Annotated in this window: 16 protein-coding genes; 4 read left to right on the top strand and 12 right to left on the bottom strand. The window is 25.5% G+C overall.

What is annotated here, in order from left to right:
- Positions 1-234: 234 nt before the first annotated feature.
- From PSOL_RS01945 to rsgA, 12 genes are all read right to left on the bottom strand, one after another.
- Complete coding sequence (locus tag PSOL_RS01945; RefSeq protein WP_349401652.1) at positions 235-1,416, bottom strand: IS3 family transposase; 1,182 nt, start codon at positions 1,414-1,416, stop codon at positions 235-237.
- Between the two features lie 225 nt (positions 1,417-1,641).
- Positions 1,642-1,980, bottom strand: coding sequence for an SVM family protein (locus tag PSOL_RS01940; protein WP_349401651.1), 339 nt, complete (start codon positions 1,978-1,980; stop codon positions 1,642-1,644).
- Positions 1,981-2,082: 102 nt separating this feature from the next.
- Complete coding sequence (locus PSOL_RS01935; protein WP_349401649.1) at positions 2,083-4,557, bottom strand: N-6 DNA methylase; 2,475 nt, start codon at positions 4,555-4,557, stop codon at positions 2,083-2,085.
- Between the two features lie 112 nt (positions 4,558-4,669).
- Positions 4,670-5,521 carry a hypothetical protein gene (locus tag PSOL_RS01930; RefSeq protein WP_349401648.1) on the bottom strand — a complete coding sequence of 284 codons (852 nt, stop codon included), beginning with the start codon at positions 5,519-5,521 and terminating at the stop codon, positions 4,670-4,672.
- An 88-nt stretch (positions 5,522-5,609) separates the two neighbouring features.
- On the bottom strand, positions 5,610-5,780 hold the full coding sequence (locus PSOL_RS01925) for a hypothetical protein (protein WP_349401647.1): 171 nt from the start codon (positions 5,778-5,780) through the stop codon (positions 5,610-5,612).
- Positions 5,781-6,023: 243 nt separating this feature from the next.
- A complete protein-coding gene (locus PSOL_RS01920) occupies positions 6,024-6,503 on the bottom strand; it encodes a hypothetical protein (protein WP_349401646.1) in 480 nt (159 codons plus the stop codon).
- Positions 6,504-6,553: 50 nt separating this feature from the next.
- The gene (locus tag PSOL_RS01915; protein ID WP_349401645.1) at positions 6,554-6,775 is read right to left on the bottom strand and encodes a hypothetical protein; all 222 of its coding nucleotides are present in this window, start codon (positions 6,773-6,775) and stop codon (positions 6,554-6,556) included.
- Positions 6,776-6,825: 50 nt separating this feature from the next.
- Positions 6,826-9,597: a cation-translocating P-type ATPase gene (locus tag PSOL_RS01910; RefSeq protein WP_349401644.1), complete on the bottom strand. Its 2,772-nt coding sequence runs from the start codon at positions 9,595-9,597 to the stop codon at positions 6,826-6,828.
- Between the two features lie 194 nt (positions 9,598-9,791).
- Positions 9,792-10,583: a YitT family protein gene (locus tag PSOL_RS01905; RefSeq protein WP_349401643.1), complete on the bottom strand. Its 792-nt coding sequence runs from the start codon at positions 10,581-10,583 to the stop codon at positions 9,792-9,794.
- Positions 10,584-10,607: 24 nt separating this feature from the next.
- Complete coding sequence (gene ileS, locus PSOL_RS01900) at positions 10,608-13,292, bottom strand: isoleucine--tRNA ligase (protein WP_349401642.1); 2,685 nt, start codon at positions 13,290-13,292, stop codon at positions 10,608-10,610.
- 33 nt (positions 13,293-13,325) lie between these two features.
- On the bottom strand, positions 13,326-14,417 hold the full coding sequence (gene ychF, locus PSOL_RS01895) for a redox-regulated ATPase YchF (protein ID WP_349401641.1): 1,092 nt from the start codon (positions 14,415-14,417) through the stop codon (positions 13,326-13,328).
- 231 nt (positions 14,418-14,648) lie between these two features.
- On the bottom strand, positions 14,649-15,575 hold the full coding sequence (gene rsgA, locus PSOL_RS01890) for a ribosome small subunit-dependent GTPase A (RefSeq protein ID WP_349401640.1): 927 nt from the start codon (positions 15,573-15,575) through the stop codon (positions 14,649-14,651).
- A 668-nt stretch (positions 15,576-16,243) separates the two neighbouring features.
- On the opposite strand from rsgA, the gene PSOL_RS01885 reads away from it, so the two are divergent.
- The 4 genes from PSOL_RS01885 to PSOL_RS01870 are packed head-to-tail and all read left to right on the top strand — an operon-like array spanning position 16,244 to position 20,310.
- On the top strand, positions 16,244-17,368 hold the full coding sequence (locus tag PSOL_RS01885) for a metal ABC transporter solute-binding protein, Zn/Mn family (protein WP_349401639.1): 1,125 nt from the start codon (positions 16,244-16,246) through the stop codon (positions 17,366-17,368).
- On the top strand, positions 17,361-18,149 hold the full coding sequence (locus tag PSOL_RS01880) for a metal ABC transporter ATP-binding protein (protein WP_349401638.1): 789 nt from the start codon (positions 17,361-17,363) through the stop codon (positions 18,147-18,149). Before PSOL_RS01885 ends, PSOL_RS01880 begins: the two co-directional genes overlap by 8 nt.
- Positions 18,150-18,154: 5 nt before the next feature.
- Complete coding sequence (locus PSOL_RS01875) at positions 18,155-19,222, top strand: metal ABC transporter permease (protein ID WP_349401637.1); 1,068 nt, start codon at positions 18,155-18,157, stop codon at positions 19,220-19,222.
- Positions 19,222-20,310, top strand: a complete 1,089-nt coding sequence (locus PSOL_RS01870; protein WP_349401636.1) for a metal ABC transporter permease — start codon at positions 19,222-19,224, stop codon at positions 20,308-20,310. The genes PSOL_RS01875 and PSOL_RS01870 overlap by 1 nt, the downstream gene beginning before the upstream one ends.
- The last annotated feature ends 141 nt before the right edge of the window (positions 20,311-20,451 follow it).

Below are 20,451 nucleotides of genomic sequence, written 5' to 3'. Positions count from 1 at the left end.
ATGTAATAAATAATATTTTTAAAACATTAAAATCAAAATAATAGCTTTTAAAGAGATTGAAAATTATTATTTGAAGTCAACTACACAAAGACATCCTAAAACGTCATATAGTGGCAAAATAATGCTTTAAATCGGTATTTATATTTTTAATTTAAGAACGTTTTGAGATAACAATTATAAAACCCTACACAAACCACCCTCTCTAATGGAGGGTTTAAAATTAAATTATTTTAATTATTTTTGATAATACTTATGTTTATATTCTAAAGGCGATAAATAATTTAATACTTTCATTTTACGATGAATATTATAATACTGAATATAATCAGTAATGATTTCTTTAATTTGCGATTCATTTAATTTTTGCATCTTTTCATAATGAATCGTTTCGCGCTTCATATTGGCCCAAAATGATTCCATACATGCATTATCAGTTGGCATACCTTTTGCTGAATAGCTAGCAATCAAATTATTTTCTTTTAAATGATTTTGATATTTTTTAGAAGTATAAACACTTCCCCTATCACAATGGATAATACAAGGTTCTTTTAATTTTGGAAGATATGTTAAAGTATTAATCACAAAATCAACATCAGCAAACTTAGAAATGTTAAACTCTATAATTTCGCGGTTGTGTAAATCCATAATCGCTGAAACAAATAATTTTTTATTTTGATTCCCAAAAGTAATATAAGTAATATCGGTACATAATTTTTCAAAAGGTATTGTTGCATGATAATTATTTTGAATTAAATTTTTTAAATTATTTTCTTTTTGAACCGATAAATCATAATAATATTGAGGTTTTCGTTGAATCCTTTGTGATAACAAACCAAATTTATGCATCATTTTTAAAACAGTTTTAGGATTGATTTTAAATCTAAGTTCAATTAATTTTTTATGAACTATCCGATACCCAAGGCGTCTTTTTCTTTTACCATCAGTAGTAATATATGAATTTTGTTTGCATATTTGAAATAAGGCTTTTTCTAATTCATTGTGCGGTCTTGGATTGCTACTTTGTTCTATCCACCGATAATAACTATTTTTAGAAATACTTAACCATCTAGTTAATTGATTCAATGAAATATCACCTTGATATTCATTAATAATTTCCAAATACAATTTTCTATTCTTTTTCAAACTATTAGCAATTTTTTTATTAATTGCTGTTTTTATTATATTAATTTCTTCTGTTGTTTCTATTTGCGTATTTTTTCCTTTAATTAGTGATTCTAGTCCTTCTGCTCCTAGTTTTTCATACACTTTAACCCATTTATAAATTTGACTACGATTTTTAATTTTAAATTTCTCTTGTATTTCTTTACATTTTTTCCCTTCCTGTTTCAAAACAACAGCCTTTAATTTAGTATCCAAAGAATATGATTTTAATTTCTTCTCCATTTCTAAGCTCATTTCCGTTTTGTTAACATATCCTTAATTTTTAAGTTGCTATTGTTAAAAAACTGTTTATTTGTTATTTATATTGATAAAAAAAACAACAATAAAATCTTTTTTAGAAGGTTTATTGTTGTTTTAAAGATATTTATTTATTATTTTAACATGCTTTTGGGGGGTTTGATAATTTTGATAAAATATAATTTGTTTGTTTTGGTTTTCGATTAGTTTTTTATATATTCATTATTGATTTAAAAATAAATTTCTACGAATATTTTCGGCTTGTATAGCAATTTGATTTGCTTGATTTTTAAAGTGGTTAATTGTTTCTTCTGAAGCATTATTTCTCAATGCATTATATATTTCTTGCGTTAACCTTGCCTCTTCTAATAATAAATCATGTAAATTTCTACATGCCGTCATTTCGTTCTCAACATTTCTATTATTTTGCTGAACATAACCGTTAGAATGACCGTTATTCATAGCCATAACTTGATTATTCGTGATTAAAAATAATCCTAAAGAACTAAATAAAAATATTGGTAATAAATATAATTGTTTTTTTAATCTAAAAATTAACATTTTTTTCTCTTTTCTTTTTTTTAATTATTTTTTTGTTTGTTTACTATCTTTAGTGTTTATTTTTTCAGTATAAAGGGTAATATATTGTTTCTAGAATAAATATTATAAGTTTTTACTATAAGGTAAAGTTTTAATATAATTTTCCATAAATTCCCAATCTGGTGTTCCTTCTTTATTTGTCGGCAATTTAATAATTGTCTTTTTGATACGTTTTTGATTGAAGCCTCTACCATAAGAATATCGAAATTGCTCTTGGTTAATAATAGTGGTTAAAAACATAGCAATATATTTATTTAATTTAAAATTTGGTTTTAATTGTTCTACATGGTCTGTAGCTGTAAATTTATTTTCTTGATAAAAACACGAACCTACCACCGCTGAATCAACAGTCAAAACATTTCCTTCTTCCGAATAAAAAGAATAAAATCCGTTAACTCCGTTGTTAGTCGCTCTAGTAGAAACATATGCATATTCACCTTTTTCATATTCTTCTATTTCTTCTTTAGATGTTGTTTTGGTTCCTTTAACTTTAAACAAATCTTTAATTTGAAAACTTTTACAATTTTTAAATATGTCAAAATAAGTATTTTTTGTTATGTTCGATTTTTTTTGTGTGAAAACAATTTTTTGGTTAAGTTTTTCTAACAAAGTAATTTCATCTAAATTTTTATTTAAAATTCCTAAATCTTTTTTTATTTGAAAAATAACATATTTTTTAACAGTTAACAAAAAATCTTTTTCGGTTAAGTTATTATAATTGGTTTTAACATATGCAAATGAAATCCATTCATCGTTTTCTTTAATTGGGTGTTTTAAATAATTATAACCATCGTAATATTTGGAATGAAATTTATTTAAAAAATCTTTTTCAATATCACCCCATTTGTGAAAACGGTCAACTCTACCTTTATTTTTAAATAAAACTAAACCATCATCTTCTAGGTTATAAAAATCAACTTCTTTATTGTTGTGAGGGGTGTTAGTTTTAAAAATAGAAATTGCTGTATGCGTAGAAGCATTAGGTTCAAATATTTTTTTTGGCATTTGAATTATTTTTTCCAAAGTATGTTTTTTTAAAATTCTATTTCTTATTGTATTGTCATTTATGTAAGTGCTTAAAGGTGCAATCATCACAACACGACCATCAACCAACTTTAACAGTTTTTCTAAAAACTCAATTTCTTTTTTAGTAGGGTTTGTTGGTGTGCTTTTTCCAGCATAAGGTGGATTAATAAATCCAATGGTCGGTTTTTTTGTTCCATCTTTTATTTTTTTATCAACTTCCTCACTGAAAAAATCTAAATTATAAATTTGTGATTTCCCGTCACCACGAAATAACATATTAGAAATTGATAAAGTATACATAGTAGGGTCTTTATCGAAACCGATAATTTGATTTTGTTTTATTTTATTAATTTCTTTTTCATTTTTATTATCTAATTTATCGATAATAGAATTCATGCCCGCAATTAAAAAACCACCAGTGCCACAACAGGGGTCTAAAACAACATCAGTACTACTAATATCAATTAATTTAGTAAATAATTCAGTAATATGTCTAGGTGTTAAAACAATTCCGTTTTTGACATTAGTTACACCAGCATATTTTAAAAAAACCTCATAAAAATTACCAATAATATCATAACTATATTTATTTTTGCTGTCTAATAGATGATAAATGTTTGTTTTCAATTCTTCTAAAACATCTTTAATTATTTCTAAACCATTATCTCCTAATAAGGATTTAATTAAACGCATTTGTTCGTGTAAATATTGAATTTTTTCATTATTAATGTTTTGATTTCGTAAAACATTTTTTATAGCAGTATTAATGTCTTGTAATAAACTGTCATAAGCATCTTCATATTCTATTTTTCTTTTGTTTTCTTTTAATTTAGAATCATAAGAATATATATTGTTTTTTTGATTATCAAACTTTTCCTTAAACTTGGTATTTTTTAAGCAAATTAATAAAATAGAAATTAAAATAGGTCTATATTGAACTTCTAATGGTCTTAATTGAATATTAATTATTCTAGCTGTTTTAGCTGATTGTTTTATAATAGTATCTAATTCGAATTTATCATTTTTAAATAATTGTAAATATTCATCATCATTTTTTAAAATTTCTGAAATCGATAATTTGTCTTTTAATTCTATAATAGAATTGTTTTTGATATAAAAATGAGTTAATTCGTGTTTATCTTCAATATTTCCTGACAAAGCAATCCCTATTTTATTCCAGTTACAAAGAGTATCACAAAAATAATGAAGATAATGTTTAACCCCTTCGACAGCATAAGAAATTTCTGGATTTTTTGTATTATTTGAAAAACATCGATGTTTTTTTATATCATTTTTTATTTCTACCAAAATTAAAAGTTTTTTACTAGTATTTTCATAAACAAAATCTGGATATCCTGCTTTATTATTTCCTTTTTTTGAAGCTTTATTTAAAATATCGTCAATTATTTTTAAGCCACTTCTTTCGCTTTGCCATTTGCGTTCAAATTTTTTGTTGTTATTAATAAAATTGTAAAAGTAATTGTGATTTTGGGTTTCTCTTTCTTTTTTCAAATTAGTATTTTCCTTTTTATAAATTTAGGCGATTTCATAGGGGGAATTGAGGGAGGATAGGAGGGGTTGATTTTCTTTATTCATTTTTTTTGATTTTTCCTCCTTTTTCTAATTATTTATTTTCTTTTGTGTTGTGTTTTTGAGTGTATAGGGTGATGTAGGCTTGTTTGGGGTTGAAGTGGAGGTAGTAGGTTTTGGCTTTGAAATTGCCATCAGGTAGTTTTTTGTTAGAATCACAATTTACTTCATCCATGAAAAAGTCTTTGTCTTCTTCTAGTAACCATTTAGGGCCTTCGTAGTTTAGTTCTATGTAGTGATTTGAGTGGTCTACACAAACATAACCGTCCTCACTAAATTGTGAATCTTTATATTTGAGTTTTGTGTGGAAACCGCGAAACTCATCTACTGTATAACTTTTTTCATACCAATTGTCGAATGGGTTTTTGACGAATGGCGCGAGGTCGGTTGGTTCGTGTTCGGGGTGTTTTCCTTTACCTAATCCAGCTAATCCGTAGAAGGTGTAGGTTCTTTTAATCATCGGAGTACCTTCAATTTTAACACCATTTATTGTTAATTCTAATTCGTTAGCTTTTATGTTTTTTATTTTTTCCTTAGCTTCTTCGCTATAATCAATTCTGTATGAATCATAATAATTTTCACTTTCTCTTTGTTTTTCTTTCGCTTGAAACCATTCATCATGTGTTTCTATTTTGGTGTTGGGGATAGGGTAAATTTTTGGTTTTGTTTTGGTGATATCATATTTTATATCTAAAAACAAAAACACTCCAAAAGCAAGAACTATAATAGACATCATGACATAATAAACAATCAAAGCTGTCTTTATATTGACTTTTTTAATCCTATTTGTATTTTCTCGTTTTTGAATAAACCAAATCCATAAAGGGATTAATCCAAAAATAATACCCAAAATACCTATAATAACTAATAATTTAAATAACTCCATTCTAATCTTGATTCCTTTTTTTTTATAATTTTAACTTATTATTATTTTAACACAAACAAAACAAAATGCAAAAAAATATGCATTATTGTTACCAACCAAACCATTCTTTGAATGTGTCCCATTTTGTTGCAACCGCTGTTGCACCACCTAAAGCTGCACCAGCAAGTCCACCAACAACAGTTCCAACAGGGCCTAAAACAGAACCAGCTGCGGCACCATAAATAGCCCCTGATTTAACCGAAAGTCCTGTTGTAACCACTGCTCCTGTTCTTTCTACACCTGTTTGCCAACTATTTTTCTTATTTTTTAATTTCTCTGCGTGTTAATTCATCTAAATATAGTATTTTTTAATTCTACTTTGTAATCTTTATATAAGGACTTTTCTATTAAGGGGCCCTCAATAAGGACCCCTTAAATCCATTAAAATATTTTGTATTAAATGTATTTTTTTAGATATCAAAACCAGCATTTCTTAATTCTTGAAAAGTATATTCGGCGTTAGTTAATTCTTGTGCAAAGTATATCCGGCGTTTCTTAATTCAGTTGCAGTAAATCCATCGTTTTTTAATTCAGTTGCAGTACAATATTTGGCTTTTTTTAATTCGGTTGCAGTAAATATTTCTTCCAAAATATATCCAACGTTTCTTAATTCAGTTGCAGTAAATACGGCGTTTCTTAATTCAATTGCAGTATATCCGGCGGTTTTTAATTCTTGCAAAGTATATCCACCATTTCTTAATTCAGTTGCAGTAAATCCGCCGTTTTTAAAGTCTTGCAAAGTATATCCGGCTTTTACTATTGCTTGCAAATTAAATCCGATATCTTTTAAGTTTTTAGGTGTAGCACCTAAGTGTTTATAATATGTAATAGTAGTGTTGCTTGAATTATGCCATTTAATAGAATTATCATGTTTATAAATAGTTTTTAATTTTTCAAAATAATTAAAACTATAAAACTCTATATCTCCGTTTGATTGTTTCATTTCATAAACTTTACAATTTATTTTTTCATTTAATGATTTGTTTTCATTTTCTAATTCTTTATTTTTAATTTTTCATTATTAATTTTTATTTCATTATTCAATTGTTTTGCTTTTTCCTCAATATTTACTTTTTGTAATTCTCTTGTTTCCTCGTGTTCTAAATATAATTTATAAACTGCGTTAACTATTAATAAAAAACAAAGTAACAAAATACAAGTAATAATTATAAAAGGAATTAAACGATAAACCCTATTTTTAATTTTAATATTCATAATTTAATTTTAAAAACTTTCTAATAATGTTTGTGTTTCGTCACACCACATTATACCTTTTTATTAAATATCATCTTTTTCATTTCTATAATGATTAAGGGGAGAATAGAAAAAAAGAAAATAACAACAAAATCTAAACAAGATAAAGATATTAATTTAAATAATTCTCTTATAGGGGAAATTACAATAATCATTAATTGTAAAAAAAGACTAATGAAAAAAGTTTTGGTTAAAAAAGAATTACTTTTCAATTTAAAAATAGAATTTTTAAAACTACGTAAATTCCAGACATGAATCAATTGAGTTAAAGCTAAAACCATAAAAGCAAAAGTTTGTGCGTATTGGTTTTTTTCTTGCAAATTTTTTTCCCCATGAATATAAAAACCTGTCAAAGCGGCAATAAAAGCTAAAAGGGCAATCATCATTCCTTCGAAAATTATTTTTTTATAAGTTTGTCTATCTAATAAATTTTCATTGATACAACGATATTTTTGAGACATCAAATTTTTTTCTTGTGGTTCTAACCCTAAAGCCATAGCTACTAAAGAATCAGTAATTAAATTAATCCAAAGAATTTGAAAAGCTGTTAGAATTTTAAAGTTAGAATTAAAAAATAAATCTCCAAAAAAATTACTGATTAAAATCAACATTATTTCACCCACGTTACAACTTAAAAGAAAAACAAGGCTTTTTTTGATGTTATGAAAAATATTACGCCCTTCTTCTAAAGCTGACACAATAGTTGCAAAATTATCATCTGTTAAAATCATATCTGATGCCATTTTGGCAACATGAGTTCCTGAAATTCCCATAGAAATTCCTACATCAGCTTGCTTGATGCTTAAAGCGTCATTTACCCCATCTCCTGTCATAGCAACAATAAAACCTTTTTTTTGCCAAGTTTTAACTATTTTTAATTTATCTTCAGGATTAGTTCTTGCATAAACTTTAATGTGTATTAATTTTTCTAAAAATTCTTTTTCAGACATTTGATTTAAGGTTTGACCTGTAATTGCTAATTCGTATGAATTGGTTAAAATATTTAATTTTTGAGCAATCATAGTTGCAGTTTGTAGATGATCTCCTGTAATCATAATAGGAGTTATATGTGCTTTTTGACATTTAATAATGGCTTGATAAGCATCTTGGCGAATCGGATCTTCCATAGCAACAGCACCTAAAAAAATAAGATTGTTTTCTGGTAAATCAGACAGGTAGTCTAAATTATTTTGATTCTCAAAGGGAAAAATATTATAAGAAATTGCCAAAACTCTTAATGATTTTTTAGTTAATGCATTAATTTGAGCTTCCAAAAGGTTACTGATTTTTTTATTTTTATCAATAATTTTCCCTTGATGTTCTATTTTAGTACATCTTTGTAAAATAACTTCTGGAGCTCCTTTGGTAATTTGATAAATAATGTTATCTTTTTGATTGATACAAAAAGTTGTCATCATTTTTCTTTGTGAATCGAAAGGAATTTCTTTTACACGAAAATAATTTTGTTTGTTTTTAAAGATATCCATTTGATAAAGTAAAGCTAAATTAATTAAAGCTTTTTCAGTTGGGTCGGCAATAATTTCTAAAGTTTGATCCTCTTTTTTAAAACTAACTAAAGCATCGTTACATAAAATACCGAAAAGAAGTAATTTTTTCAAAGTAAGAAGATTTTGATTTTTATTAATATCTGTTTTTTGTGTTTTATCTAAGGGTTTGATATAATGATCGGAAAAAATAATTTTTTTAACAGTCATTTTGTTTTGTGTCAAGGTTCCTGTTTTATCAGTGCAAATAACATTTACAGACCCAAGAATTTCTAAAGTTTTTAAGTTTTTAACAATAGCTTTTTTAGTTGTTAGTTTTTTCATTCCTAAAGCCAAAATTAAAGTCATGATGATCAACAACCCTTCAGGCACTGCAGCAACTGTCAAAGCAATGGCATCTAAAAAAGTATTTTTAAAGATACTTCTCCAATTAACCCAACTATCCAAATGCATAATATTTTTAAACAACACCCAAGAAGTATTAAAAATAATAATAATAGTAATTAATAAAGTTAGATTTTTAATGAAGTGGGTTATTTTTTTTTCTAAAGGAGTTTTTTGGGTATAAGGTTTTTCAATAAAAGTAGTAATTTTACCAATTTCAGTCTTCATTCCTGTAGCAACTACTAATCCTTTCGCCCTTCCTTTTAAAATAATAGTATTCATAAAAACCATATTTAAAAAAATTTCTTCATCTTTTTTTTCGTTGTTTTCAAGAGTAAGACTATTTTTTAAAATCGCTTGGGACTCTCCTGTTAAAAGTGATTCGTCAACCAACAAATCAAAAGCTTGGATCAACCTCATATCAGCTGAAACAATGTCGCCCGCTTCTAAAATAACAACATCTCCTGAGACTAAATTAGTAATAGGAATCAAAAAATGCTTGTTATCTCTAATCACTTTAACTTCTAATAAAGTCTTTTGTTCAATTAAAGCTAAAGTTTTGTTAGTTTTGTTTTCGTAATAAATACTTAAAAAAGCATTTCCAAGAATAATAACTAAAATAAAAAAAGCTTCAAATAATTCTTCCTTTTTATCTTGCCACATACCTATGACAAAATTAATAGTTGCAGCTAACAAAAGAAGAATAACTAAAAAATCTTTTAATTGTTTTTTTAATTGTTGATATAAAGTTGGTTTATCAAATGGTTTAATTTGATTAGGGCCATGCATTTGTAATCTCTGAAAAGATTCTTCACTGGTAAGACCTTTGAGGAGGTCTGTTTTAAAAAACACTTGTAATTCATCAAGTGTCTGTTGGCTAAATATATTTTTCATTAAAAATCCTTTATTTAAATTAAGAGAAATAATAATTTGGTAATTAATAGCAATTATTTTTAAAAATAATGAAATTATTTATTATTTTAGAATTTTTATTACAAAAATTTTCAAAAGTACCTTTTGAAACTTTATATTTGCTAAAAATTACAAAAATTTAAATCAATAGAATAAAAAAACCAAACTGGCAAAAATCAGTTTGGTGCAACTTGTTTTAGTTTTGGTTTAGAATAATTGATTAAATCTATTACAAAAGCAGTTAATTTAATTCTTAAAAGAGCACAAAAAATTCCTTGAATAGTTTCGAATTTAAAAAAATTCTCCTTGTTTAAAATTAAACTGGCACAAACACCAACAAAAATAAGACTATAGCCAAAAATTTCTATAATCAAAGAAATATTTTTTTGTTTGTAAATAACTAAATATTTCCCTATTACATCTATTCCACCCGTTGAAGAGCCCAACTTAATTATGATTCCGTTAAAAAATCCTATCAACAAACCGGCAAAAGTAGATCTTAAAACGTCCATTGGAAAATTATTTTCAAATGGGAAAAAACCAAAAAAACGTTCGCTTTCTTTTAAGAAACTATGTTTAATTGCCCAATTTAAAAAAAGACCCATTAAAGAAAGAAATAAAGCTGCTACTGCGGTTGTAATGGTAAAATATTTATCTAAATAACAATAAGAAATAAAAAGCAAAAGAAAAACATTAACAATCAAATAAAAAATCATCGCAAAAGTAGTAATTTGATTACTTTCTTGTAAGACATTTGCTTTCTTTAAAATTTTTCCAATACAATCCCCTAAACCATGAATTCCACCAGGATAAAGGTCTGTTTGATATATGTTTTTACCACTTGGTCCTCCAGTGCAATTAAGAGCCCAGATGCTAACCAAATCATAACCAATTAAACAAGCAAAAACAATTAATAATTTTTTTAATTCTTTCCAGTAATTAAATTTTGTTTGTTTATCTTTGTTCATAATTAAAATAATATTTATTTTTTTCTAATTTAAAATGTTTTTGCAACGCAAGCATAAATTTTGATTTGGTTTTGTAATGACTACATTCCAACATCTTTGACAAGGATAACCAATTGCTTTCATGATTTCCACGGAAAAAAAGGTTCTTTCGGTTAAGGTTACTTTTGAAACAATAAAAAGTTGATGTAATTGATTTTTGATTTGTAAAACTTCTAAAGTATGTATTTGTACTTCAGTTAAAAATAAGTTAATGTGTGCTTGCAAAGAAGAATTAATAATATTGTTTATTCTTGCTTTTTCTAAAGCTTGTAAAATAGATTTTCGCAATGATAAAAAATTATGATATTCTAATAAAAGATTTGTTTCTTGATGAACTTTTAATTGTGGCATTGATTCTAAATAAACATCTTCTTGATCAAAAAAATGACCAAAACTATAAACTTCAGAGGTGGTATGAGGAATGATAGGGGTTAAAATTTTTAAAAAAGTTGATAACAAATCATAAATAGTTGATTGAATCATTTTTCTTTCTAGGTGTTCTTCTTTTTCGATATATAAAATATCTTTAATAAAATCAAAATAAAAAGCACTAATTTTATTAGTAATAAACGGGAATAAATGTCTTAAAATTGCTTCAAAATTATAAGTTTGATAAGCGTTTAAAACGTGTTTTATCACTTCTTCTAAATCCATCATTACTGCTTGATGAATCGGATTTCTATTTTCAAAATTAATATAATGCTTATTTTTATCAAAATAATTTAAATTACCTAACATAAAACGGAAAGTGTTTCTAATTTTACGATACATATTTTCTATTTGATTCAAAATATCATTATTAATGCGAACATCAAAATTATAATTAGTATTTGCAACCCACAACCTAATAATATCAGCTCCTTTTTGGGAAGCAATAGTTAAAGGATCGATGACATTCCCTAAAGATTTACTCATTTTTTTACCTTGACCATCAAAAACAAAACCATGCGTAATCACTTTTTTGTAAGGAGCTTTTTTAAAAGCAGCTACAGAAGTGATTAAAGAAGAATTAAACCAACCTCGATATTGATCAGAACCTTCTAAATAAAGATCGCTTGTTTGAGAACAAACACTATAAGAAGTTCCAGAATCAAACCAAACATCCATAATATCAAGTTCTTTGGTAAAAAGACCATTTGGACTTTGAGGATGTTTATAATTATCAGGTAAAAGTTGTTTACAATCCCATTCATACCAAATTTCTATACCGTGTTTTTCAAACAAATCAGCGACATGATTAATTACTTTTAAGTCTAAAATAGGTTCGTTAGATTCAGTGTAAAAAATAGCAATCGGTACTCCCCAAATTCTTTGACGACTAATATTCCAATCACTACGATCTTTAATCATATTAGTCATTTTTAAATTTCCCCATTGAGGCATCCAGTTAACTTTTTGAATCTCTTTTAATAAATTAGTTTTAATTTTTTTAATAGAAACAAACCATTGAGAAAGGGCCAACAAAATAACTGGTTTTTTAGTTCGCCAATCATAAGGATAAGAATGTGTTATAAGATCATCTTTTAATAAATAATGACCCAATTTTAAATCAGAAATAATGGCATTATTTGCTTCGGTATAAAATAAACCTTCGTATTTTTGAGTGCAATTAGTCATAAATCCTTTTTTATCAACACTACAAACCACTGCTAAATCATATTTTTGACTAACTAAAAAATCTTCTAAACCATGACCAGGGGCGATGTGGACTAAACCAGTACCCTCATTATCTAAAACATGATCGGATAAAATAATTTTTCCTGTCTTAGGAACAACAGGATTCAAATATTTTAAATGTTCTAATTCTTGTCCTTTAAAAGTAGCAATAATCTTGATTTTGTCCCAAGAAAATATTTTTTTAAGTTGAGGAAGGGTGTTTTTGCCAACTAAATAACTCTTTTGATTTACATCAATTAATTGGTAATCTTTTTCAGGGTGAACTGCTATAGCCATATTAGCTGGTAAGGTCCAAGGAGTGGTTGTCCAAATAACTAAAGAAGTATTTTTGAATAAATTAGTTTCTATCATTGAAAAAGCTACATAAATAGAAGGAGAAGTGTGATTATGATATTCTAATTCAGCTTCTGCCAAAGCTGATTCTAAAGTAGGCGACCAATAAATAGGTTTTAAAGTTTTAAAAATTAAACCTTGTGATACCATTTTACCAAAAATACGAATTTGATTTGCCATAAAACTTTTATCTAAAGTTAAATAAGGATTTTCCCAATCACCTAAAATGCCTAATCTTTGAAATTGTTTTTTTTGTGTTTCTACATTTTCTAAAGCAAAAGATTGACATTTTTTAATAAATTCTTTTCTTGTCAATTTTTTGTTGAAACCTATTTTTTTTAAAACTGCCACTTCAATTGGAAGTCCGTGAGTATCCCAACCAGGAAGATAAGGGGTGTAAAAACCTTGCATATTGTAAAAACGAATAATAAAATCTTTTAAAATTTTATTTAAAGCATGTCCGATATGAATGTTGCCGTTTGCATAAGGAGGACCATCATGCAAAATAAATGAAGGAGAATTTTGATTTTGTTTCATTTTTTTTTGATATAAATTAAGTTTTTCCCAAAATGCTTGAATATTAATTTCTTTAGTTCCTAAATTACCTTTCATCGGAAAATTAGTTTTAGGCATTAAAAGAGTATTTTTATAATTTTGCATATTTTTTTTGCTTTCTTATAATTTTATTATTATTTAGACGTTGAATCTAAAATTAATAATATCTCCATCTTGCACGAGATATTCTTTACCTTCAATTCTAACTTTACCTTTTTCTTTACTTTTTTGAAAATTTTGATCAACAATTAAATCTTGATAAGCAAGCACTTCAGCTTTAATAAATCCTTTTTCTAAATCGGTATGAATAATACGGGCACATTCAGGAGCTTTTAAACCTTTTTTAAAAGACCAAGCGCGCACTTCTTTAGGACCTGCTGTAAAATAAGTTTGCAATCCCAAAAGATGATAACTTTCTTGAATTAATCTTACAAAAGCTGTTTTGGTTAAACCATAATCTTTTAAAAAAGTTTCTTTTTCTGCTACCTCCAAAGAAGATAACTCCTTTTCTAATTGAACACACAAAGGAATTACTTTTTTACCTTTTTTCTGTGCGTAAGTGCATACTTTTTGTAAAAGTGGATTTGAATTTATGTTCGTTAAATCATTTTCTTTGACGTTAGCTAAATAAAGAGAAGGTTTTAAAAACAATAAATTAAAGTTTTTAACTATTTTTAATTCTTCTTCATCTAAAACTAGATCTTTTAAGTTTTCATTTGTTAAATAAGTTTTAATTTTACTCAAAAGATTATATTCAAATAATAAAGCTTTATCGCCTTTCTTTTTTTGTTTAACGATTTTTTGTAAACGTTTTTCGATTTGTTCTAAATCAGCCAAAGCAAGTTCAGTTTCAATAATGTTAATTTCTTCCAAAGGATCATTTTCATCCATAACATGAAAAATATTAGGATCTTCAAAACATTTAACAACATGACAAATAGCATCTACATTGCGAATATGACTTAAAAATTGATTGCCTAACCCTTCCCCTTGTGAAGCACCGGTTACTAAACCAGCAATATCTTTAAACTCTATTAAAGCAGCAGTAATTTTTTGAGATTGAAAAATTTGAGATAAAACTTTTAAACGAGGTTCTGGAACTTCTACTATTCCGATATTCGGTTCAATTGTTGCAAAAGGATAATTAGCTTCTAAAACTTGCATTTTAGTTAAAGCGTTAAATAAAGTTGATTTTCCTACGTTAGGTAAACCAATAATGCCTATTTTCATTTTTTTAAACTCCTTATTTGTTAACTTAATTATAGTAATTTATTGCTTTTAAAAATTTAACAATTAATTCATTTTTTCTAGAAGATCAAAAAATAGTTTTTTGCTTAAAATCTTGAAATTAATAAATTAAATATATAAAAGTAAAATATCTTAATTTATATTATTAATATAAAAAAACCAAACAATAAAAATATTTTTACAAAAATAATTTAACAAATAAAATTTTATTTGTTAAATATAATTTTTTCTTTCTTTTTTAATTTCTTCAACGAAATAAAAATAATTATCATATCGTGAAGATAAAATATTACCATTTGCTAAAGCTTTTTTAACACCACAACTTGTTTCTTGTAAATGAAGACAATTGTTGCCAAAAAAACAATGATTAAGATATATTAAAAAGTCAGGATAAAAATTTTTTAAATCTTGATAAGAAAAACCATTTAAATCTAATTTAGAAAAACCAGGAGTATCGACGATAAAACCATTGTTAAAAGGATATAATTGAGCATTTTTAGTGGTGTGTTTGCCTCTCCCTGAACTTTCTGAAATTTCTTGGGTTTTCAAATGTGCTTCAGGAATAAAAGCTTTTAATAAAGTTGATTTACCAACTCCTGTTTGTCCAGCTAAAACAGTGATTTTGTTTTTAAAAATGTTTTTCAAAACATCAATGCCTATTTGCTGTTTTGAATTAACATAATAACAAGGATAAAAAGTGTTATAATAATTAATTTGTTGTTTTATTATTTCTAAATTTTTTTTATCAAGTAAATCTATTTTAGAAAAAACTAAAATTACATCTAATTTTTGTTGTTCCAAAATCAATAAAAATTTATCTAAAAGAAGTGTTTTAAAGTTAGGTTTAATTAAGGAAAAAACTAATAATACTTGGTCAACATTAGCAATATTAGGTCTTTGTAATTCATTTTTGCGAGGCAAAATTGTATGAATTAAATGTTTATCATAACAAAATTCATAAAGGACAACATCTCCTACTTTAATACTAACTTCATTACGATTGCTTTTTAATTGACTGTCTTGACTCAAATGAGACTTTTTTAAAGTTCCTCTTTTTTGAGCTTCTAAAACAGTTTGTGTTTTAAAATCTTTGATATAATAAATACCAGCTAAAAATCTAATAACTAAGGCTTTTTCCAAAGCATATCTCCTATTTTTTTTGACAATAACATTTATTTTTTTTAAAAAGATATTTTAAATATTTTTTAATTAAAAAAGTAATTTTAGAGTTAAAAAAACACTAATTAATGTTATTATAACACATAAACATTATCTTAGTTTGCAAAAAGAAAGCAATATTTAAAAAAATTTAATAATTTTTAAGATAAGCATTTAAAAACTTTTAACCCTTAATAATTAAATTAAAACTAATTTGTCCAACAACAACCCAAAATGGACTGCTAACGTTTTTTTAAACTTTTTAATTTTATTTTTTGTTTTTTGTGAAAAAAAGTTTTCTTTTGAAAATCATAATAATTTTTTGATTATAAAAATTATAAAAAATTATTTTTAATTTTTATTTTTTTATATGTTATAATTATATATTAAGTATTTTATTTTTAATAATCTATTTTTAATTTATTGATACTTAAGTAAAAATCATATAAAAGATAAAAATTATTTTTTTAAAGAATTAATAAAAAGGTTATCGCTTGATATTATTTATAATTAACAACTAAGATTAGTTGGTAAATATTAAAATCAAAAAAAACTAACATCAAAAAAAAATGGATATACCAAAAGAATGCAACGATGATTTCAATAATATAAAATATAAGAAAAAAAGTTAGAAAGAACAAGAATAGTTTATGCAAAAAAATAAAAACAAGCACAAATCAATTATTATCACTTTTTTAATTTTAGCAATAACTGTTTTCATTTTGTCAATTCCTATCTATGCTTATTTTTTAAGAGAAAAAAAAGAAACCAATGGAACTAAAATGATAGTGACAACAACTACAATGTTACAAGATTTAGTAAAACATTTAATTGGTGATGTTGAACAAGGAGAAAACCAAAAATATAAAAAAATTAAAGGTATTGAATGTCAAACTTTAATGGGTGTAGGAATTGATCCCCACAATTATAAAACTAAATTATCAGATCGCCTAAAAATTAAAAATGCTGATTTAGTAGTTGTCAATGGACTTCATTTAGAAGCTAAAATGCCTGATGCTTTTAAATTATTTACCAAAAAGGATTGTCTTTATGATGCAGGCAAAAGTTTATTAGAAAATTCTAAATTTAAAAATAAGTTATTGAAAGAAGAGGGTTTAGAAGATTATGATCCTCATATTTGGTTTAATCCTGATTTATGGATTGAAATTTTTCAAAACTTAAAAAAAGTTCTTTTAGAAAAAGAGATTGTTAAAACAATAGAAGATAAAAATATTTTAGAACAAAATTTTAAATTTTATTCTGATGACTTGGGAGAATTAAAAAAATATATTATAAAAGAGATGGAGGAACTAAAACAAAAAATAGAAAATAAAGGTTATAAATTTATTATTGTTACTGCTCATGATGCTTTTTCTTATTGGAAAGCTTTTTGCAAAGAAAATAAATGTGAATTTGAGTTAGAACCAATTCAAGGAATTTCAACTCAAACTGAAGCTAGCAATAATAAGATAGTTACTTTAGCTCAAAAATTAGCTAAAAACAATGTTAAAGCTATTTTTACTGAAAGTTCTATGCCGAAAAACTCTTTAAGAAGTTTAAAAGAAGAAGTTGATAATCAAAGAAAAAAACAAGGACTAAAAGGAGAGATTGAGATTCCTAAAGATGTTGAATTATATTCTGATTCCTTGGGAAAAACAGAAAATGAAGAAAAATTTATTGATAAAAATTATAAACACTCAACTTATATCGGTGCTTTTTTAAACAATATTGAAATTATCAAAAATTATTTAGGAGAAAAAAATTATGATGAATAAAAGGACGGCTATTACGGTTAAAGATTTAACAGTTAGTTATTATTTAAAACCAGTTTTATGGGATGTTGATGTTGATTTTCATCAAAGTTCTTTAACAGGAATTATAGGACCTAATGGAGCTGGTAAATCAACTTTAATTAAAACTTTAATTGAGTTAATACCTAAAGTTTCGGGAGAAATTTTATTTCAAGGGCAAGTATATAAAAAAATAAGAAAACAAATAGCTTATGTCCCTCAAAGAAATTCAGTTGATTGGGATTTCCCCACTACTGTTTTTGATGTTGTTTTAATGGGGAGATATGGACATTTAGGTTGGTTTAGACGACCAACCGAAAAAGACCGTCAAATAGTCATGCAATCTTTAGAAAAAGTAGCTATGCAAGAATTAAAAGACCGTCAAATTTCAGAACTTTCAGGCGGACAACAACAAAGAATTTTTTTAGCCCGCGCTTTAGCCCAACAAGGAGATATTTATTTAATGGACGAACCTTTTCAAGGGGTTGACATCCAAACTGAAAAAAAAATTATTACTGTTTTAAAAGATTTACAAAAACAAAACAAAACTATTATTGTAGTCCATCATGATTTAGAAACAGTCTTTCAATATTTTGATCATATAGTTTTATTAAACATCCAAAAGATAGCAAGTGGCCCTATTAAAACTACTTTTACTCCTGAAAATATCAAAAAAACCTATCAACATCATCAATTAAAAAATACCTCCAATTCTCATCAATCTAGCCCTTATAAAAAAATAATCCCACAACCACCTAAAAAGTAAATTATATGAAATTAAATGATATTATAAATATATTAATACAATATAGTACTATTAAAATCTTTTTAGGTATCGTATTATTAGGTTTTGCTGCAGGTATTTTAGGTAATTTTGTTATTTTAAAACAAAAAGCTTTGTTAGGGGATACTATTTCACATACTGTTTTACCAGGGATTGCTTTATCTTTTATTTACTTTGGTAAAACTGATATTTGGGTTATTTGGATAGGTGCTTTTGGGGCTGCTATTGTCTCTTTATTTTTAATGGAAGTAATCAAAAGATATTCAAAAATTAAATCTGATGCAGTTTTATCTTTAATTTTGTCATCTTTTTTTGGTTTGGGTAATATTTTAATAGCTTATGCCCAAAAAAATAATAAAAATAGTTCCATTGCGGTTTTAGAAAAATTTATTCTAGGACAAGTGGCATTAATTGAAACTAGTGATGTTTGGTTGATTGCTATTGGATCTTTAATAATTTTAATAGTGGTTTTTTTGTTATGGAAAGAATTAAAGGTTTTTTTCTTTGATGAAATTTTTGCTAAAAGTATAGGTTTTCACAATCTCGTTATTTCTGTTATTTTTAATACTTTGTTAATTGGAGTTATTGTTATTAGTTTAAAAATTACAGGTATTATCTTAACTAGTGCTTTTTTAATTATGCCTAGCATTATTTCTCGTCAAATTAGCAATAAATTAGCAGTTAATGTTATTATTTCTTCCTTTATTATGGTTTTTTCTGGTTTTATTGGTGTGGTTGTAAGTACTTGTAATGCCAATGTTCCTACAGGACCTGCTGTTATTGTTGTAACTGCTATTATTCTTTTTATAGCATGTTTACTAAATCCTAAATATGGCGTTATTCAACAAAAATTAAAACATTACCGTTATCAAAAAAAAATACAGAAATTTAAGCAATTAATTCATTTTTATAAATATAACGAATATTTCGATAGTCAAGAAATTAAAATTTTTTTATTTAAAGAACAATATTTAATTAAACAACAAGAAAAGATATTGATTACCACTAAAGGAATCAAAGTTGTTGAAAATTTAATTGATGGTAGGGTGCAATAATGTTAAATACCGTTATTAATAATTTTGATATGGAAGTTTATGCAATTTTAATTTTTTGTTCTTTAACGTTATCAATTTTAGGTGTTTTTTTGGTTTTAAAAAAAGTTTCAATGGTGATTGATGCTATTAGTCATAGTGTTTTATTAGGAATTGTTTTAGTTTTTTTATTAATTAAAAGACTTGATTCTCCTTTTTTAATTTTTGGAGCTACTTTCATAGGTATTTTAACTGTTTATTTAGTAGAAATAATGGGTAAAAATCCTCGCATTAAAAAAGATGCTGCTATCGGAATTGTCTTTACTTTTTTCTTTGCTATTGCCATTATTATTATTAGCATTTACATACGAGATGTACACATGGATACCGATGCTGTCTTCTTGGGCAATATCGAATTAACTCATATTAGCGCCTTAAAAAAAATTATTCCTATTTTATTATTAAACTTTAGTTTTGTCTTTCTTTTTTATAAAGAATTAAAAATATTTATCTTTGACTCTACTTTAGCAGCCATTTTAGGTTTTTCTTCGATTATAATTAACTATCTTTTAATGACTTTAATATCTGTAACAGCAGTTATTTCTTTTGATATAGTTGGTTCTGTGATGACAATTACTTGTATTATCGGTCCTGCTGCAATTGCTCTTTTATTAAGTAAAAAATTATTAAATTGTATTTTTTTGTCCTTATGGTTTTCTTTTGTCAGCTCTAGTTTAGGTTATTTTTTAGGTATTATTTGGGATCTTCCAATATCAGGGTTAATTTCAGTTGTTATTTTGGTTATTTTTTTGTTGATTCTTTTTTTTGAAACTAAAAACGGAATTGTCGCCAAAATTATAAAAAACCATTTCCAAAAAAAATATTTTATGGTAATATCTTTTTTAATGCATTTAAACAATAATGAAAAAGATCAAAGATCCAATCAAATCTCAAAACTAAGAGAAGAGCTTCAATGGTCCTTGTCTTCTTATGATAAATGCCTTACCAAAGCTTTAAAATTAAATTATATTACTATTAAAAAAAATCAAGTTTTTTTAAATGACACAGGCAAACAAATTTTAGCACAAAAAACCTCTTCTTGGGGTCTTTAATCAAGTTCACAATTTTTCAATATTTTTTAAGTTATTTCTAAAAAATTATTAAAACTAAAAATTAAATTCAAAAAGTTCAAAAAAATAAGGTAAAACAGTCACAAATTGTTAAATTTTGATTATATATAACTTTTATAATTA

The organism is Candidatus Phytoplasma solani (genome assembly GCF_040126175.1).
Classification (GTDB): Bacteria; Bacillota_I; Bacilli_A; order Acholeplasmatales; family Acholeplasmataceae; genus Phytoplasma; species Phytoplasma solani_A.
Note: the sequence above shows the minus strand (reverse complement) of the source record. Positions and strands in the feature narration are given on the sequence as shown.

Coding starts and splice junctions, on each gene's coding strand:
- PSOL_RS01910 (WP_349401644.1), bottom strand. CDS start 9,597: ATGAAAAATATATTTAGCCAACAGACACTTGATGAATTACAAGTGTTT.
- PSOL_RS01870 (WP_349401636.1), top strand. CDS start 19,222: ATGTTAAATACCGTTATTAATAATTTTGATATGGAAGTTTATGCAATT.
- PSOL_RS01920 (WP_349401646.1), bottom strand. CDS start 6,503: ATGAAACAATCAAACGGAGATATAGAGTTTTATAGTTTTAATTATTTT.
- PSOL_RS01875 (WP_349401637.1), top strand. CDS start 18,155: ATGAAATTAAATGATATTATAAATATATTAATACAATATAGTACTATT.
- ychF (WP_349401641.1), bottom strand. CDS start 14,417: ATGAAAATAGGCATTATTGGTTTACCTAACGTAGGAAAATCAACTTTA.
- PSOL_RS01940 (WP_349401651.1), bottom strand. CDS start 1,980: ATGTTAATTTTTAGATTAAAAAAACAATTATATTTATTACCAATATTT.
- PSOL_RS01945 (WP_349401652.1), bottom strand. CDS start 1,416: ATGAGCTTAGAAATGGAGAAGAAATTAAAATCATATTCTTTGGATACT.
- ileS (WP_349401642.1), bottom strand. CDS start 13,292: ATGCAAAATTATAAAAATACTCTTTTAATGCCTAAAACTAATTTTCCG.
- PSOL_RS01885 (WP_349401639.1), top strand. CDS start 16,244: ATGCAAAAAAATAAAAACAAGCACAAATCAATTATTATCACTTTTTTA.
- PSOL_RS01880 (WP_349401638.1), top strand. CDS start 17,361: ATGAATAAAAGGACGGCTATTACGGTTAAAGATTTAACAGTTAGTTAT.
- PSOL_RS01905 (WP_349401643.1), bottom strand. CDS start 10,583: ATGAACAAAGATAAACAAACAAAATTTAATTACTGGAAAGAATTAAAA.
- PSOL_RS01915 (WP_349401645.1), bottom strand. CDS start 6,775: ATGAATATTAAAATTAAAAATAGGGTTTATCGTTTAATTCCTTTTATA.
- PSOL_RS01930 (WP_349401648.1), bottom strand. CDS start 5,521: ATGGAGTTATTTAAATTATTAGTTATTATAGGTATTTTGGGTATTATT.